The organism is Rhodococcus sp. 05-339-2, from assembly GCF_002258965.1.
Classification (GTDB): Bacteria; Actinomycetota; Actinomycetes; order Mycobacteriales; family Mycobacteriaceae; genus Rhodococcoides.
Map to the genome: position 1 here is coordinate 246,047 of NZ_NOYW01000004.1, position 15,896 is coordinate 261,942.

The following is a 15,896-nucleotide window of genomic DNA, read 5'->3' on the forward strand; positions in this document are numbered from 1 at the left end:
GTTGCGGGTGTTGTGAACTGTGATCCATCCGTCGCGGCGAAGAGTGATACGCCCTCCGCCCTTGGCTACGCGCATCTCGATTGCTACAACGTGTATACCGCGGGCTCGCTGCCGGAAGTAGGAGAGAACATCCTCGGCTGTAGACACTAGGAGCAGCATGATCGCTTCTTCGCGTACGTCTTGCTCTTGAGCCGGGTCCGATAGCGGAAGCATGTTTGAGTTCACCAACTGCAGGTGCGTAGTCCGAAAGTTGTACTCCCTAAGTGCAACTGCAATCCGTAATAGTTGCTCCGTGCCCATACGGATGGGTCGACCGGGCGCTGAAGCTTCGTATTTTGGAAACGACCTCGCAGTGATGTCCTCACCAGGCTCAACCCACTCCAGTCCTCCGCTGACACGCGAAGATGCGCGTGCGAGGATCGTTGTGTTGGCCATCTGTCCATAGTGCATCAGGGCGACTCGGCAGAGGTATACGAAAGATCACAAAGACTGCACCAATTATTGGTCGGCCTCGTCTGACCGCAGTCAGCCGACGACCGCGACTCGCCATTCGCGCTGCGTGCAAGGGACTTGGGGCCAGTACAGTGATTTAGCAGTGGGATGTCTCGCTTCGCTGGCGCACGAAGATCGGTCCGCCAAGTTCCACAAGCCAGCTCAGCTCATTTGGCACGGCAACTCGGGGGTAAGAGCCTGCAATTTTCCTGCAGATAGTCCTCGCAGACGCCCTTGGCCGGTGGCGGGTTCGTTGACGACGGCTGCGAAAGGCCAACCGAATCGAGTGTCTTTCGCACGTGTCAACCTGCTTAGCAGTGTATTCGGCCGTACCCGGAGGGCCGGGGTCTTCGATCACGCGGATTAGTTCAGCGCAAAGGATCTGGCTGCTCGGATGGTCGGCGAGACAATTGTCGCTAGGTACTCGGTCGAAGCACTGCGACCCCAGTTCATGTGGCTGTTGCTCCCTTGCTGGTACGGGTGCGGGAAGTCGGCCACGAGTGTGGTGACACCTCCCAGTTCGCAGTAGTGAAGGTGGGGCAAGCTCCTATCGACCAGCTCGGCGGACTTGAGGCTGGCCATCACGGTGCGTCCGATGCCCACGCCTTGCAAGATGACGAGGGTGGGTTCGAGTATGCGAACTGTCGCTTCGAGGTGGCGCAGGCAGTTCTCGCTCATCTTCTGCGTCCCCGCTGACGTGGTGGTTCCAGTCACGACCGCAGAGCAGAGCCGCATGTTCGCAAGGGCGTAGCACTCCATCACGTGCCGAGGGGTTGGATCGTTGTCGAACGTCAGCATCTCGCCCGTGTAGTCGGTTCCGGGATTGCGTCCGAATGCCAACCTCAGGGCGCTCGTCGTTCCTTTCATGTGCGGCCTGCGGGTCTTGAACTCGACGTCTATGGCACCGCGCTGTTGCAGTCGCCTGTCAAGGAGCGTGATGTGCTCGTGAGGTCGGCCGACTTCCATCCCAACCATCATGACCCGCCAAGGGACACCAGAGGTTTCGATGTCGTAAAACTGTCCGACGTGAGACATCTGACCGGCCCAGAAGGACCGATTCGCACGCGGTGCGCCGTTCTTCAGATAGAGAGCGTCTTGGCGGCAGGATCGCTCGCTCGAGCAATGGAAGCCAGACTGATCCAAGACGTTGGCGTCCATGTACGCGGCTAAGGCCCGTGCCCGACGCTCGGTCGCCTGCGGAAATGTCGTGAGGGTCACCCCTCAGACGTTACGTCGGGGCCTAATGCGCGCCGAATGACTTCGAGGAACCTGCGAGTTCAACCCACCGAATGACGCTGTGCGTCAACACTTGGGGTCAGTGCAACGTTTCAGCTACCGGTTGTCCGGTTTTCTGTCGCGTCGAAAATCGATCCACCACGTTCCTGAAGCCAGCTCAGCTCATTCTCATGGGCGGGGAATAGCCGCTCGCCAGTCTGCGGTCTGGTTGCCTCACCCGTGAACTCTCGGACGAATGCTGCCGCGTCGTTCAGATATTTGTTGGCACCCAAATCTGCAAGTTTGTTCTCCGACTGAGTCTGAGCATCCTCCCGAGCTCGTTTCAACGTGGCCACGATCAAGTTCGACAGTTCCTCAGGCTGCAAGCGCATCGCATTTGGGGTCAGCCCCAGGTCGCGTAAGCAGCCTGACGCATCTACCTCAACTACTACCGAACGTGATGGCGACGTTGCTCGACCTCGTAGGGCCGCAACCTCAGCCTGGACATGTGCCGCTGCTGCTCGTAGGGATTCGACCTCCTGACGCACCCGATCCTGTGGGGTCAGGTCGCTTTCGGACATGTAGATGCTCCTCTTCCTCGTTCTGCAAACGCTGCAACCTCACAGAAGATCCGAAAATACCTGGCGTACTGGGCTGTCTTCGAGAATGCGCGCAACATCGAGTGCCGACCGCCCAGACTTGTTCGGTCGGTTGACGTCCGCGCCGCTCGCCCGGAGCAGCTCCAGCATCTCCGGAGTTCCCGATGGGCTCAGCAGTGCGACCCAAAGAGGCGCGTTGCCGTAGGCGTTCGCTGCATCGACCTCAGCACCACGTTCGATGAGCGCGGTTGCGGCTTGAGTTGCACCCTCCTGGGCCGCGAAGTGAAGGGGAGTGAACCCGAGTTTGTCGGTGGCGTTCACATCCACCCCCGCAGCGAGCTCGGTGTGGACTGCTTGTAGGTCGTTGTCCTTTGCGGCGTAATGAAGCGGGATCCTGCCGTCACGGTCTGTCATTGTCCTTCTCTCGGTAGTTCGAAGCGGTGACTCATGTTCGATGCCGGGTCCTCGATGTCGTAGAGGTTCGGGTTGTTGTAGTAGTCGTTGAGCTCTTGCCGCGTCCAGCCTTCTCGACGGGCCTGCTCTTGGATACGCCACCACTCGTTGCCCGGCCTGTGCCCGTAGTGGAAGGGGCCGTCTTTCGGGATGATCGCTCCAGTGTTCGGGTCGATGAAATCTCCGTCTGCTGTCCTTCTGGCGTTGTCCCTGATCTGGTCCTTGGTGCCTATGCGTAGATAGGGTCGCGATCCAGCTATGTCGATGCCGGCGATGTCGGGAATCACGCCACTGGCTTCGGTTGCGAACATGATGGCACGGGCCGAGAGCAACGGCGTCAGTTCGTCCACGGTTCTGGCGAGCGCTCCGGCGGCCGACACGGCGGGGAGCGCCGATGCCTCGGCCGCGACCGTGAAGGTTCTGATTGTCGATGCGATCCGTGCCCCGGCCACGGTCAGCCTTGCCGCAACCAAAGTCTGAGCAGGTGCCGCAGCGATACCGGCCGTGGCCAACGAGGCGATCACTGCCACCGCTTCGACTGCGACCGTGGCCACGGCGAGCTCACTCAGCTCAGCCAAAATCTCCGAATGCGCCGTGTCAATCGAGTCCGCGTAGGCGCTGCAGGCCGATGACAGCACCTCAAACTGATCCGCAACTGCGGATACTTGCCGAACGAAGACGGTGCATTGCTCGATCACCTGAGGGGCCTCAGGAGTCTGCTGCGCCTCGATCAACCGCTTCACACCCGCAACGTGCATGGCCGCAGAAGTCAACCCGAGTCCGGCGAGATGCCACGCCTCAGCGGCTACCCGCAGCTGGTCCTGATGCCCGTTCGGCCAAACCTCGCCCTGGACGTATGACGAAATTGGACCCCACCACAGCGGTGCGTCGCTCGTGCCGCCATAAGCCCCAGGGAAGCTGGGAACCCTGAATATCGGTACCGAATCGCTGGGCACAGCAATCGAGGCTGGGTTGACACCGATGACGGACTGGTCGTTGGCATTCTGATGGTTGATCCCGGTAGCCTTGAGTAGGTCTGCCATTTGGCCAGCGCCGATGACAAGTGCTGAGGCAGCATCCATGCCATCGAACGCTGCTGGGTCGTACGCAGAGCTCCACTTGGTGCCCGCGCTGTCCGTACCAGCCATTCCGCCCGACGACTTCAGGACGCTTCCCAGCTGCACTACGTGGCCGCTCATTTCCTCATGTACCTGTAGGAAGCCATCGGCGGCAGTCAGAAAGTCGTCGGGAACGCAGACCATCGGTGGGCTCACGGCCACATCCGGGTGTTGATGTCGCCGACGCCCTGGTAGTTGCCGTGTGCGGTGCGCGCAGCTTGACGAAGATCCTCAAGGGCCTCTTGCATTCGTGCGACACCGGCAACCCACCGACTGTGGGCTTCCAGTTGAGCTGCGGCGGCATCTCCGTTCCAGTGCACTTGCATCTGTTCGACGACCACGGACATACGCTCGAGGTCCGAGTCGACTGCGGAGCTGAACTTAGTTACTGCATCGATGGTCACTTGCAGTTGTTCGAGGTCAATCTTGTGCCGGGGCACTTCAGCGCCCCTTGGCAGCGATCTCGGACGCGGTCTGCGCATCCTGAGCGTCATACTCCGAGGCAGCCCACTGCAAATTCTCAGCCGCATCGCGAAGTGCCTGGACGACTTCATCGGCACCGATCCGCCAGTCCATCCAAGCTGAGTCGAAGGAAGCTGCCGCAGTACCTTCCCATCCGCCAACCATCAAGTCATCGACTGATCTAGCTAGAGCCGAGACCCCCTGCGCTATGTCGTCAGCCTTGCCGTCCATCTGACGAGACGCGTCGAACAACTCGCCGCTCATTACGAAGAGCTCGTTTGTCATCGGACCAATCACCCCCACGTTGACCTGACAACTTCTGTCATTGACAGCGTCCTCGTAGCGAAGACCGCTACTGCATCAGACGCCAGGTGGGCCGGTTCGGTTCCACGGTGTTGCGACGCACATAGGCGACACGGGCGATTCCCCTCCGACGAGACTCAGAAGTCGAACATCGACTCAGACGTTCGGTTTGAGGGCCAACAAGATTTGGGACGCCGTTGTACCGAGTGCCCGGGCGACGTGCTCGAGCTCGATCACGTCCAGCCTTCGCTCTCCGGACTCGTACTTGCTGACGAACGACTGTGGAACGCCGAGGCTTCCCGCCACAGTGACCTGCGTCAGCCCGGCTTCGACCCTCAGCGAGCGGAGCTTCAGGCAGAGCTGCCTGTACTCGGCTGAGTAGATCGATTTCTCCACGGGACAAGGGCATCGCCCTGTAACCAAATATCCCAAAATCGGATATAGCTCACGATGTAGATCGCGGAACAGTGGAGGGATCAGGCGTTGGGTAGCTCAAGTGGCAGCGGCAACAGATTTGTAGGGGTTACGCGACAAAGGGTTGGCGCAATGCTTGGCGTGGCCGTCGTATCGGCGGCGGCCGTGGCGGGTTGTGGAGCGACGAGTGACCAGGCACCGAGCCTGAGCATCCCCAGCACAGTGAACTGCACAGGAGCTCCTGGGGGAACGACAACGTCCCAGGTGGCCGAAAACATGACGCTCTCCAGGTTCGACCAGTCGGGTATCGATCTGTCCGTATCATTCGTCGACACTGTGCCGCGACCCACGTCTGGGTGGTTCAACGGACGTGAGCAACTCTCCGTTCTTCTAGTCCTGTCAGACCCCGCCAGAGTTAGTCCGACAGTCAATGTCAGCATCGGTCCGAGCAGCCAAGTCGAAGGGTCCTATTCGGCGTATGTGGAGCAAGGCGACCGCGTCGTTGCTGAAGAGCTGGACGTAGATCAGAACGCCAACGTGATCAGCATTGACCTACCCGCGACGGTGACCAACGTCCTCGAACTTCCGAACGACCTAGTATTCAGCGGCTCATCGATGGTCAGCAGCATGTACTTCGAGGGTCCCTACCCGCGCTTCCGTGACGTCCTCGCACAAGAATGTTCGGCCGGAACTCGCTCGGTGACCACGGGGTCGCCTCGGCAGCCGGTATCGCCCCTGTCTGGTCGAACGACAACAAGCGCGCAGGCGCAGGAACCTTCTTCCGAATGCGGCGTTGCCGCTGAACAGGAGGCCATCGCTGGTGGCCTGGCGAAACTCGGCCCCGAACCAATTACCGGACGATCATGGTCAGATGTTCCGCTAGCTAGCAATTTTGACCCATGCGCCGAGTTGTCGGCTGTCGTCGTGTCCATTGAGGGTGGTACTGGCAGCTCGCCATCCCACGCGCTGATGTTCAACCGGGGCGTCTTTCAGGGGACAGCTACCTACGAGGCACTGCCGTTCACCGATCTGGCCGTACGCACCGGAGAATCGGACACGGTGACCCTCACATACCGAACCGGCCAGTCGTGCAATGCGTGCTCTGACGGGGAGACCACCCCTGTCCGCTATCAATGGAATGGCTCCGCTGTCGAGATGCTCGATCTCCTTCCACCAGAGCTGAGATGAGGAGGGATCAATCTCCTCGGAGCTTCCAGATCGACACCCTATGGCCGCACAAAGAGGACTGGCGTTACAGCCGCGTACGGCCAGATCAATCATCGCAGGCAATATGCTCAAGCAATAGGCAACCCAAGCCAGCCAGAGACCAGTGCGCCATCCGACTACCTGGCAGAGCAATACCGTCCTACGAACTGGCCCCCCCCCCGCCCGGGCAAGGAAATAGACCCAGCGATTGCCTACTGATCAAACATCACACCTTCGGACATCACGCTTGTGAAACCGCTGTGTTGAGAAAAGGTGCGCAGACAGACGATCCACAGCCTGGATTGCAAAACCTCTCAGACCGCTTCTGCTTGTTCCTGCAGTAACCAGTGAAGCAAACCCGTCGCACTCATGACTATACCGCCAGGGCAGGGATCAATACTCACTTCATCTCTCTCACTTCCCTTTCGGACCGGAAGGCTCGCACCAGCGGAGTCCTGCCGCAGAAATTGCAGGGTGCCCCTCTCTGACACTTGATGGTCGTGGACTAGGTTCAGTTCATACAGTTTTGGGACGGACAAAGTCAGGTCCACTTCGCTATTTCACCTTGAAGGCGTCCAGAGATCAGCAGGTCAACGACTTGGGACACCTTTACGGTACGCGGGCCCATAGCTAAGATCGATAAGAAACAATGCCAGCTAGACACCCACAACGACGATGATCGACTTTGTACCCAAAACCGTCTCCACCGCGCACATGTTGGACAACCCGGGCTGCCTTCCACAGCTTGGCGACCTACATAACGGGGAATCAATCATGCGACCACTCCAGTGGCACCGCAACCGAACTCGGTTCCTTGAGTCAGCGTTTCGTCGACGAAGCTAAGACAACCTGGCTGAAGTTGTTTTTGATCGCCAATTCATCGCTCACCGCGGCGAGTTCCCACTTTCTCCCAGGCAACCCCTATGTCCCGGGCCTTGCAGTGCGAAGAAGCACAGCGAAGAGAAAGGACAATCTTTCGGTTGATGTGCCACTCGCCCCTGAAGGACGCTGGTCCAAGTTTGGTGGGGTCCCTAAAAGGCGTCCTAAGGTGTCCTATGGCGTCCGGCCAGCGATAAACCGGACGCCATAGGATCTCGTCGTTCATGGGCAAGACAGCTTGACGGACAACCGTCAGGTGATTCGCTACCTTCGCAGTCACTCCCAGCCTGCCCCTTGTTTAACCCGCTATGCCTCCGGAGTAAGGACCGGGATGTACCGCTCAAACGCATCCCGGAAGTCGACAATCCGGTACCCTCGTCCAGACTTGTCGGCATTATGCGAAGTACGAATTCCATAAGGTTTGAGCTGTTGCCCCAGCTTCGATGGGCTCAGCGACCTATCCGCCCAGGGTGACTCATCCAGACGCATCAGAGCCGCACAAAGATCGTCTGCCTTGAAGAAATATGTTGTCGGATTACCTTCGAACACGGCTCGGATGTCCGCCAGGATGCGTGTCTTGTTCGCCTCTACGTCGTCAACTTCGGCCTGCGCAGTCAAAGCAAGAGCTGCCTTTCGAGCCCTCGACGGCCAGTCCGAGCCCGCCTCGTCCGCGACTGCAACTAAGGGCTCCCAAACGTCCGCTGCACGATCTTCGACCGGCATGTCGGGCTGAGCGTCCATCAATCGAGTGGCGGCGTCCACAGCCCAAAGAGCGATCCGGTCCTTCATCACCTCGAGCGCCGGCCGGTCACGGCGAATCCTGAACGGAGCGACTGCTTCCGAGTCCTTTCTCCTTCGCATTCGGATGATGACGGAACGGTCCTCGATTGTGTCGGGCATCCGGCCAATTCCCGCCACGACGGCCGGCGCGAACGCGTCGAACTCCTCTGGAAGCATCTCGGTCGACATTCGACCGTAGGTGAGGCCGCGCTGAAATCCGGCATTCAAGAGGCCGCGAAGACTCTCGTGCTGGTCTGCCTTGTTGCGGGTGCCGAACAAAGCGTCGGCTTCGTCGATGAACAATGTGCGTCCGCCAGGCTCGTTCAGCGATCTGAAGATGTACGGGACGGACGCGTTCACGGTCCTCAGTGGCGAGTGAGCGAGCTCTGCGAGTATCTCCAGCAAGCGCGTTTTGCCAGAACGCTTTTCGGGGCTGCGGACTACCAATCGAGGTGCGAAGTCGAAGACGTCGCTTACGTGGGTGTGAACAACCCAGAGAGTAACCGCGTCCAGGGCTTCGGCGCTGGGCAGCTGGCAGTAGCGGCCGATTGCAGAGTGCACGTCGTCGAGAATCGCCCGCCCGCTGCAGTCTTCGTCCTGAGTCGCGCCTTCAGCAAGGACATTGTCAGATTCGCTCGTCGAGCACTCAGCGGGCATCTCGGCCCTTCCCGTCTGCCGCAAGTAGATTCATTGCCCTGATCCGGGCCATGCTCCCGTTGCAGATCCAAAGATTCGAGGGCTTGCCCCTATCCAATGGAAAGCGCGATCCGCCGTACCCCGCGTGCCGGAGCAAGCCCTTGGCCTCCATTTCCTTGACGATCAGTCCATTCATCCAATGATGGGGACGGCGCGCCTTGATTGAGGACAACACAGCACTGACAACGAAGCGTCGGCCGGACATCACTGCGGCCAAGAGGAGGCGAGTTGCGTGCTGCTCGTACTCATTCGGGCTCAGCGGACTAGAATGAATCATTGAATTGCCTTTCAAGGTGGGCGTTCTGGCCGTCCCGCTTCCCTCGGCTGCAACCGAGGATCAGGAGCGGGACGGTTCTCGTTTTGCTCAAGCGTTCGTTCGCTTGGCTTCGGCCTCAAGCTTCTCGATGAACTGATCGATGGCCGAATCGGAAACCAGTCGGCGTTTTCCGACCTTCACGGACGGCAGCTCGCCCGACTGAATTAGCCCGAAGAGCTTGCTGCGGCTGATGCCGAGTCGACTGGACGCCTGGTCCGTCTGGAGTAGATGTGCCATGACGTTCTCCCAATGTTTCCTCTAGATACGAAAACGGGGTGCGATTGCATCCCAGTGAGACTCAACCAGCCCTATCGACATAATGCAATACCTGGCGTATATTGCATCCTCATGATGCAACTGACGGAACAGCAGTGGTCCGAATGGGAGCAGCGGTCGGCAGAGAGGCTCGGCAATGATCTAAAGGACCTGAGGTCTGCCGCTGGACTCTCTCAGGCCAAGCTCGCCGAAGCAGCAGGACTTCCACGCTCTATCGTCTCCAACATCGAGTACAAGCGACTCAAGACCATGCCGTCCGTCTCGACCATCGTCAGACTTGCTCTGGCACTGGGTGTCCCGCCAATCTCGCTGGTCTACCGCGACGTTCCCGACGGCCCTGTGGAGGTAGCTCCGGGTCTCGAGTTGTCGGCCATCGACGGTGTGCGGTGGTTCGGTGGAGAGATCCCGCTCGACCCGTTAGAGGAGTATCCGTCGCCAGAGATCGCTCGGCTCAAAGCATCTCGCACTCTGGCCCGCATGCGTCAGATGCAGTTCGACGACGATCTGCCCACATCAAGTCAGCCCGTTAGAGTTGGAGACGAACCAAAAATTTCGACCGGCCCGCCTACGGTCCAGATGAATTTCATGGTCCCCGCCATCAAGTCGAATCTCACTAAGTTGGCGCGCCAGATGCGCGAAAAGGGCTGGACGGTGGACTCTGATGGCTAGGCAGCAGCTCCCGCCTCAGATCACGAAGTACATGGTCACCGACCGGACGACCCGTAAGAAGGTGGCCCGCTATCAGGTCACCGTCGACGCCGGTACGCGTGAGATCCCAGTCCAGAACGAGGACGGCACGCACTCAATCAAGGTCAAGCGTGTGCAGACGCGCAAGAGGTACGACACCGAGAAGGAAGCACGGGCAGTGCTGGCCCGCGTGCTCGATGAGGTGGCTCGAGGCACCCATGTTTCATCCTCGGAGCTGACCGTCGACACGGCATGCGAGAACTGGCTGATGGGCCGCCGGGTACGCCCGACCACACTCAGCGCGTCACGTCACGCCCTTGCTCCGTTCCGGCAGAAGTACGGGTCTCTGCCTGTCCAGAAGGTCACCAAGGCTCATATCGATGCACTGATCAACGAGCTGGTAGCCGGAACGCTGCCGAACAGCAAGGGCAAGCCGCGCCGGCCTTGGGGGCCACAGACCGTGAATCCCATGATCAACACGATCAGCGCGGTCCTTACCGGCCTGGTGAAGCAAGGCATGTTGGTCCGCGATGTGGCTGCACTGGTCGACCGGATGCCTCGGACGAAAAAGGCCATGAAGACCTTCACCGAGGCCGAGGTTCGGACCGTGTTGACCACAGCCAACGCAGACCGCAACGGGCATGCGTGGCACCTATCGCTATCTGGCCTCCGGCGAGGTGAGGTGTGTGGACTGCGATGGATCGACATCGACTTCGACGCTGGTCGGGTGCAGATTTCCAACAACCGGGTTTCAGTGAATGGCAAGGTGGTCGAGGGTGAGACCAAGACCGAGAGGTCGACCAGGAGTCTTCCGCTGACTCCAGCACTGACGAAAGCGTTGAAGCAAGCACGGACTCAGCAGCAACGGGAGCGTCTGGCGCTCGGCGAGGCCTACGGTCCCGGCACCCACGTTGTCTGCGACGAGAGCGGCCAGCCGTACCACCCGGACACCGTCTCGAACTACTGGCAAGCCGTCTGCAAGTCGGCAGGCGTGACCCCGATTCGACTGCACGATGCTCGGCACACATGCGCCACCCTGATGCACCTTCAAGGGGTCCCCATTGCCGTCATTTCGGCTTGGCTGGGGCATGCAGATTCGGCCTTCACGATGCGTACCTACGCGCACTCTCAGGATGACGCCTTGGCCCTCGCTGCAGCGAGTTTGGAACGACTTGTGACAAGTCGTGACAACTCGGCAATCTAGCCTGGAAACCAGAAAGGCCCCTGACTCGCATAATTGCTGGTCAGGGGCCTTCTTGAGTGGAGCCTCCTAACGGGATTGAACCGTTGACCGCTCGCTTACAAGGCGAGTGCTCTACCGCTGAGCTAAGGAGGCAGTGAAGCGAGGCAATCATATCCGTTCATCGGACGCTCAGTGTCAACAGGTACCTTGTCGGTGGATCACCCCAGCAACGTGTAAAGACGGTCATGACTTTCCTGCAAGACCTGACGGCTTCGCTGAGCCGTCTCACCGGTGAGCGTCGGGCCACCATCGATACACCGACCGCAGCACCGTCGCCCCTTCGTCCGATCGATCTGACCGACGATGCGTCGGTTGCGGAGGTCCTGGATCTCGCGGTTCGCGTCGGCGAAGTTCTGTTGGCCTCGGGCACGGCAGCGATGGATACCGCGACTCAGGTGCAGTTCATCGCCGCGACGTACGGCCTCGCACGGTGCGATGTGGACGTCACGTACAACTCGATCACCCTCAGTGCGCACCGCGGCCCGACGCGTCCCCCGGCGTCGACGATGCGCATCGTGCATTACCGATCGATGGACTTCACGCGGCTGGCCGAGGTCGACCGTCTCATCCGCGCCGTGCGCGTGAAGATGGTGCCGCCTAGTGCGGCGCTCGAGCGGCTCGACGAGATCACCAAGGCTCCGCACCCGTACAACCGGTGGATTGCGACTCTGGCGTGGTCTGGGATGGCCGCGGCCATCAGTGTGCTGCTCGGCGGTGGCGCGCTGGTTGCTGTGGTCAGCTTCCTGACGACGATGGTGATCGACCGCATTGGGCGCGTACTCAACCGCGCGGGCCTGCCGTTCTTCTTCCAGCAGGTCGTCGGAGGCTTCGTGGCTGCGACACCGGCGATCACCCTCTACAACTTCCAGGATCAACTCAACATCGACATCTCGCCGTCGCAGATCATCGCGGCCGGTGTGATCGTGCTGCTCTCGGGTCTCTCGCTCGTCGGCTCGGTGCAGGACGCGATCACCGGTGCACCGATCACCGCGGTGTCCAGATTCTTCGAGGTACTGATGATGACCGGCGGCATCATCGCCGGCGTCGCGACATCTCTGCGGTTGGCTGCGCTGATCGGCAGCGATCTACCGCAGATCAGCAACCTGGCCCCACCGGACATCCTGCAGGTCCCCACCAAGGTGATCGCCGGCGCGGCAGCGTCGCTGTTCTATGCATTGGCCTGCTACGCCGAACGTCGTGCGTTGACCGCTGCATTCATGGGCGGCTTCGCGGGCTCGCTGGTGTATCTGCTCTCGCAGACTCTCAATGTGGGACCGATCATCGCCTCGGCCATCGCCGCTACCGTCGTCGGATTCGCAGGTGGTCTGTTGGCACGTCGTGCGCTGATTCCGCCGCTGATCGTCGCCGTCGCGGGCATCACTCCGCTGCTCCCCGGCCTGGCGTTGTATCGCGGTCTGTACGCGATCCTCAACGACCAGCTACTGCTCGGTATCAGCTCGTTGTTCGCGGCGTTCGGCGTCGGCTGCGGTTTGGCCGCGGGTGTGACACTGGGTGAGTGGGGTGCCCGAACCCTGCGTCGACCACGCATTCTCGCGCGCACCGAGGAACTACTGCGCCCGACGCTCCGCCGCACAGAAGAACCGCGCCGACCGACAGTTCGTCGGCGGCGCGGTACGAGTCCTTCGTAGAAGGCGGAGCTCAGGCCTCGGTGCTGGGGGTTCCCTCAGCAGATGCGCGTGCAGCAGCGTCGGCCTCCATGGCCTCACGCAGGCTGCGCGGACGCATGTCGGTCCAGTTCTTCTCGACGTACTCCAGGCACGCGGCGCGGGTGTCTTCACCGAAGACGACACGCCATCCCTGAGGGACCTCGGAGAACGTCGGCCACAGCGAATGCTGGTCTTCGTCGTTGACCAGCACGAAGAAGCGTCCGTCTTCGTCATCGAACGGGTTGGTACTCATCTCGCCTCACTCGTCGCGAACGTTTGGTTGGTAAGTCTGCACCGTGAGGTGCCACACGACCCTAGCAACGCAGGTCGGGCCGTGGTGCCGTCAGGCCTTCAAGAAGCCGAGCAGTTCGGCGTTGACGGCCTCGGGGCGCTCGAGATATCCGTAATGCCCGGCGTCCGCGATCTCCACGTACCGGGCACCGGGAATGGCGTCGGCCAACTCCTTGCCCAAGTAAGGCGGGATCATCCGATCGTCGGCGAATCCGACCGACAGACACGGCACCGCCACCCCGCGATAGGCGGCAGTTCGATCGAAATCGTCCTCCATGCCCAGCTGAGCGCGCACTCCGGCAGACGGTGAGGACGCGGAAAACTCGAACAGGTCCAGCCAGTCACGCGCCCCGCGAGAATCACGCAACGTCGCGGGCGACAGGTTCATCACCGCGGTCACCGCAGCAGAGTAGGTGCCGGGAAGCTCCACGCGCTTGTCGTAGAGGGCTCGTTCACCCTGTGCAAGTGTTTTCTGGAACTCGTCGACCCGCGCGTGGCCGGCGAGGAACACCGCTTTGCGAACCAGGTCGGGCCTGCTCAGCGCAAGCTCCTGCGCGACGCGTGAGCCCATCGACGTTCCGACGACGTAGGCCTTCTCGTCACCGTTGCGGACGAGCTCGATCAGACCGGCGGTGTCGGCGACCATGTCCTTCATGGTGATGCCGTGTGTGCTCTCCGACGAGGGAGCGATGCCGCGATTGTCGAACGTGCACACCCGGTAGCCCGCTGCTGTGAGCGCCGGCACCTGATGCAGCTCCCACACACGACCGGGGCTGCCGGTGCCCATGACGAGAACGACCAGGTCTCCACTGCCCTTGACCTGGTAATTGATGTCGATGCCGTTGATCTTGGCGATTGGCATACGTCTCCTTACTGCTGATTCGTCCGTCGGGGATCGTATCGTCCGATACCGACGTGGGGTTACTCGAACAGCCAGTGGGTACCTGGTGTTACATGACTGACGAGAACGTAGCGGGCGAAGCACGCAAGGGACTGCTCGACGGAATCAAGGGCAAGGCCAAAGAGGTCGCGGGTGCGGTGACCGGCAACGACTCGTTGACAGCCGAGGGCCAGTTGCAGGCCGCGCAGGCCCGCGAGCGCAAGGAGGCCAATGCCACGGAGCGGGTCGCCGAGGCGCAGGCCACCGAGGCCGCCGAGGAGCTGGCCGATGTGCGCACCGCAGCGGAGAGCCGTCGGGAAGCCGCAGAAGAGAACGCCGCGGTCACCGAAGCCAACGCCGATCGGGTTCGCCAGACTCAGCTCGCAGCCGCCGAACAGGAGAAGCGTGAGGTAGTGGCGCAGGAGCGCGCTGCAGCCGAGCTCGACGCGACCGCCGAACAGATCGAGGCCGACGAGGACCGTCGCATCGAGCAGGCCGCGGCCGATTCCGACGAGATGGTGGCCGCACAGAAGCACCAGGAAGCCCTTCGTCAGGCCGAAGCCGATCGCAAGAAGGCCGAAGAGCTCCGCAACCAGGCCTGAACCACTACCTCGAACCAGGAGTTTCGCTTCATGAGCGTTTTAGCCATACCACTGACCATCCTTCGCATCCAGTACAAGATCGCCCGAATTCCGTTGCAGCTCATCGAGACCAACGTCGTCGAGAAGATGAACGCAGAAGCACCCGCGCGTCTGGTGTACGAGCACACGCTCGGATCGCTGGACCGCGCCGTCGGAAACCTGTTGGGAGACAAGAGCCTCGCCGACCGCGGCGAGACCCTCGTCGACAGCACCGAGAACCGCGCCGAGGCAGCACGTCTCGACGCCGAGGCTCGGGCCAAGAAGGCCGCGGCCGACGACGAACTGAAGGTCGCTCGCGAGACGGCCGAGAAGGATCGCCGCGCAGCCGACGCCGCCGCTCAGGAAGCCGCACGTGACGCCCGCCAGGAGGCCGAGCAACGCAAGCGCGAGGCCGCTCAGGACGCCGAGCGCAAGGCCGCTGCGGAAAAGAAGAAGGCCGACGAGCAGGCCGCTGCCGCCGCGAAGGCCGCCGAGGATCGCAAGAAGGCTCAGCAGGCCCAGGTCGACAAGCAGGAGAAGCTGGCCGCTGCGCCGTCCGAGGCCGAATTGGCCGAGGCCGCCGAGCGTTCCGACGAAGCCGCCGCAAAGAAGGACGAGGCGGAGCGCATCGAGAAGCTGTTCATCGCGGAGAAGAACAAGGACTGACTTCGGTCTTGTCGGCGAATGACGTCGACCGGTCCTATCTCCGACAGGACCTCACACCCTTTTTGCCGACTGCGCGCCCCTACTCACATCAGAGTATGGGCGCGCAGTCGTCGATCGGGGCGCGCGGTCCCACCATCAGTTGATCAATCGAGAACCCGAGCGAGAAACGCGGCGATGTTGTCTTCGACTGCCGCGGTTCGTGTCGGGACGTCGAAGTCCTCTTTGAACTGACGGCCCAGCGCCGGGGTCTTCTTCTTGCGCGCGTAGAGCGAGCAGGCGAGGTCCGAGCAGATGTAGGTGCCCACCGTGTTGCCGCGCCTGCCGGATTCGCCTGCTTTCGCGGCAGCCATCAACGACACTCCGCCGTTGGCGTGCGTGGTGAGGCAGATGCTGCACATCTGCGCCGTTCGCGGCCCACCGACTTTGTAGCGCAACGAGATTCCACGCAGGCGATCTCGCGAAGGAACGACGATGTAGCTCCTCCCGGCGAGCTTGGGATCGACCCAACCGAAGAAGTCGAGATCGTCCCACGGCACAGCGTCGAACATGTCGGGAAGGGAGAGCCGACCGGCGTCGCCCTTGGAAGAGTTGACGAACGACGACCTGATGTCGCGTTCGGAGATCGGTTCCATG

Annotated in this window: 18 protein-coding genes and 1 tRNA gene; 6 read left to right on the forward strand and 13 right to left on the reverse strand. The window is 61.1% G+C overall.

Annotated features, from left to right (window positions below; translation table 11 throughout):
* Positions 1–855: 855 nt before the first annotated feature.
* The 7 genes from CH273_RS02190 to CH273_RS02220 form a co-directional block, all read right to left on the reverse strand.
* Positions 856–1,710 (reverse strand): hypothetical protein, encoded by an 855-nt coding sequence (locus tag CH273_RS02190; protein WP_032396050.1) that lies wholly within the window; start codon positions 1,708–1,710, stop codon positions 856–858.
* A 110-nt stretch (positions 1,711–1,820) separates the two neighbouring features.
* Complete coding sequence (locus tag CH273_RS02195; protein WP_082322522.1) at positions 1,821–2,288, reverse strand: YbaB/EbfC family nucleoid-associated protein; 468 nt, start codon at positions 2,286–2,288, stop codon at positions 1,821–1,823.
* Between the two features lie 39 nt (positions 2,289–2,327).
* Positions 2,328–2,720 (reverse strand): ankyrin repeat domain-containing protein, encoded by a 393-nt coding sequence (locus CH273_RS02200; RefSeq protein ID WP_032396052.1) that lies wholly within the window; start codon positions 2,718–2,720, stop codon positions 2,328–2,330.
* Complete coding sequence (locus CH273_RS02205) at positions 2,717–4,033, reverse strand: HNH/ENDO VII family nuclease (RefSeq protein ID WP_143546162.1); 1,317 nt, start codon at positions 4,031–4,033, stop codon at positions 2,717–2,719. Before CH273_RS02205 ends, CH273_RS02200 begins: the two co-directional genes overlap by 4 nt.
* Positions 4,030–4,431: a WXG100 family type VII secretion target gene (locus CH273_RS27565; protein WP_082322523.1), complete on the reverse strand. Its 402-nt coding sequence runs from the start codon at positions 4,429–4,431 to the stop codon at positions 4,030–4,032. The genes CH273_RS02205 and CH273_RS27565 overlap by 4 nt, the downstream gene beginning before the upstream one ends.
* Entirely contained in the window at positions 4,319–4,624 is a 306-nt protein-coding gene (locus CH273_RS02215) for a WXG100 family type VII secretion target (RefSeq protein ID WP_143546164.1), read from the reverse strand. The genes CH273_RS27565 and CH273_RS02215 overlap by 113 nt, the downstream gene beginning before the upstream one ends.
* A gap of 174 nt (positions 4,625–4,798) precedes the next feature.
* Positions 4,799–5,038, reverse strand: coding sequence for a helix-turn-helix domain-containing protein (locus tag CH273_RS02220; RefSeq protein WP_032396054.1), 240 nt, complete (start codon positions 5,036–5,038; stop codon positions 4,799–4,801).
* Positions 5,039–5,332: 294 nt separating this feature from the next.
* On the opposite strand from CH273_RS02220, the gene CH273_RS02225 reads away from it, so the two are divergent.
* Complete coding sequence (locus CH273_RS02225; RefSeq protein WP_179275404.1) at positions 5,333–6,244, forward strand: LppP/LprE family lipoprotein; 912 nt, start codon at positions 5,333–5,335, stop codon at positions 6,242–6,244.
* A 1,203-nt stretch (positions 6,245–7,447) separates the two neighbouring features.
* Here CH273_RS02225 and CH273_RS02230 read toward each other — a convergent pair.
* Together CH273_RS02230 and CH273_RS02240 are read right to left on the reverse strand one after the other, a co-directional pair.
* On the reverse strand, positions 7,448–8,602 hold the full coding sequence (locus tag CH273_RS02230) for a DUF3631 domain-containing protein (protein WP_143546165.1): 1,155 nt from the start codon (positions 8,600–8,602) through the stop codon (positions 7,448–7,450).
* 379 nt (positions 8,603–8,981) lie between these two features.
* Positions 8,982–9,170: an excisionase family DNA-binding protein gene (locus CH273_RS02240; RefSeq protein WP_032396057.1), complete on the reverse strand. Its 189-nt coding sequence runs from the start codon at positions 9,168–9,170 to the stop codon at positions 8,982–8,984.
* Positions 9,171–9,281: 111 nt separating this feature from the next.
* Between CH273_RS02240 and CH273_RS02245 the strand changes: the two genes are divergently transcribed.
* Together CH273_RS02245 and CH273_RS02250 are read left to right on the forward strand one after the other, a co-directional pair.
* The gene (locus CH273_RS02245) at positions 9,282–9,878 is read left to right on the forward strand and encodes a helix-turn-helix domain-containing protein (RefSeq protein WP_052049695.1); all 597 of its coding nucleotides are present in this window, start codon (positions 9,282–9,284) and stop codon (positions 9,876–9,878) included.
* The gene (locus tag CH273_RS02250) at positions 9,871–11,100 is read left to right on the forward strand and encodes a tyrosine-type recombinase/integrase (protein ID WP_032396058.1); all 1,230 of its coding nucleotides are present in this window, start codon (positions 9,871–9,873) and stop codon (positions 11,098–11,100) included. The genes CH273_RS02245 and CH273_RS02250 overlap by 8 nt, the downstream gene beginning before the upstream one ends.
* A gap of 57 nt (positions 11,101–11,157) precedes the next feature.
* Here CH273_RS02250 and CH273_RS02255 read toward each other — a convergent pair.
* Positions 11,158–11,232 (reverse strand) — tRNA-Thr (locus CH273_RS02255).
* Positions 11,233–11,324: 92 nt separating this feature from the next.
* On the opposite strand from CH273_RS02255, the gene CH273_RS02260 reads away from it, so the two are divergent.
* Entirely contained in the window at positions 11,325–12,788 is a 1,464-nt protein-coding gene (locus tag CH273_RS02260) for a threonine/serine exporter family protein (protein ID WP_032396059.1), read from the forward strand.
* 10 nt (positions 12,789–12,798) lie between these two features.
* Here CH273_RS02260 and CH273_RS02265 read toward each other — a convergent pair whose 3' ends face one another.
* Both CH273_RS02265 and CH273_RS02270 read right to left on the reverse strand, forming a co-directional pair.
* Entirely contained in the window at positions 12,799–13,059 is a 261-nt protein-coding gene (locus tag CH273_RS02265) for an MbtH family protein (RefSeq protein ID WP_008710007.1), read from the reverse strand.
* 90 nt (positions 13,060–13,149) lie between these two features.
* Positions 13,150–13,959: an alpha/beta fold hydrolase gene (locus CH273_RS02270; protein ID WP_032396060.1), complete on the reverse strand. Its 810-nt coding sequence runs from the start codon at positions 13,957–13,959 to the stop codon at positions 13,150–13,152.
* Between the two features lie 92 nt (positions 13,960–14,051).
* Here CH273_RS02270 and CH273_RS02275 point away from each other — a divergent pair, with 92 nt between their 5' ends.
* Both CH273_RS02275 and CH273_RS02280 read left to right on the forward strand, forming a co-directional pair.
* Positions 14,052–14,579 carry a hypothetical protein gene (locus CH273_RS02275; protein WP_032396061.1) on the forward strand — a complete coding sequence of 176 codons (528 nt, stop codon included), beginning with the start codon at positions 14,052–14,054 and terminating at the stop codon, positions 14,577–14,579.
* 30 nt (positions 14,580–14,609) lie between these two features.
* Entirely contained in the window at positions 14,610–15,263 is a 654-nt protein-coding gene (locus tag CH273_RS02280) for a hypothetical protein (RefSeq protein WP_032396062.1), read from the forward strand.
* A gap of 143 nt (positions 15,264–15,406) precedes the next feature.
* Here CH273_RS02280 and CH273_RS02285 read toward each other — a convergent pair whose 3' ends face one another.
* Positions 15,407–15,895, reverse strand: coding sequence for an FBP domain-containing protein (locus tag CH273_RS02285; RefSeq protein WP_032396063.1), 489 nt, complete (start codon positions 15,893–15,895; stop codon positions 15,407–15,409).
* Between the last annotated feature and the right edge of the window lies 1 nt (position 15,896).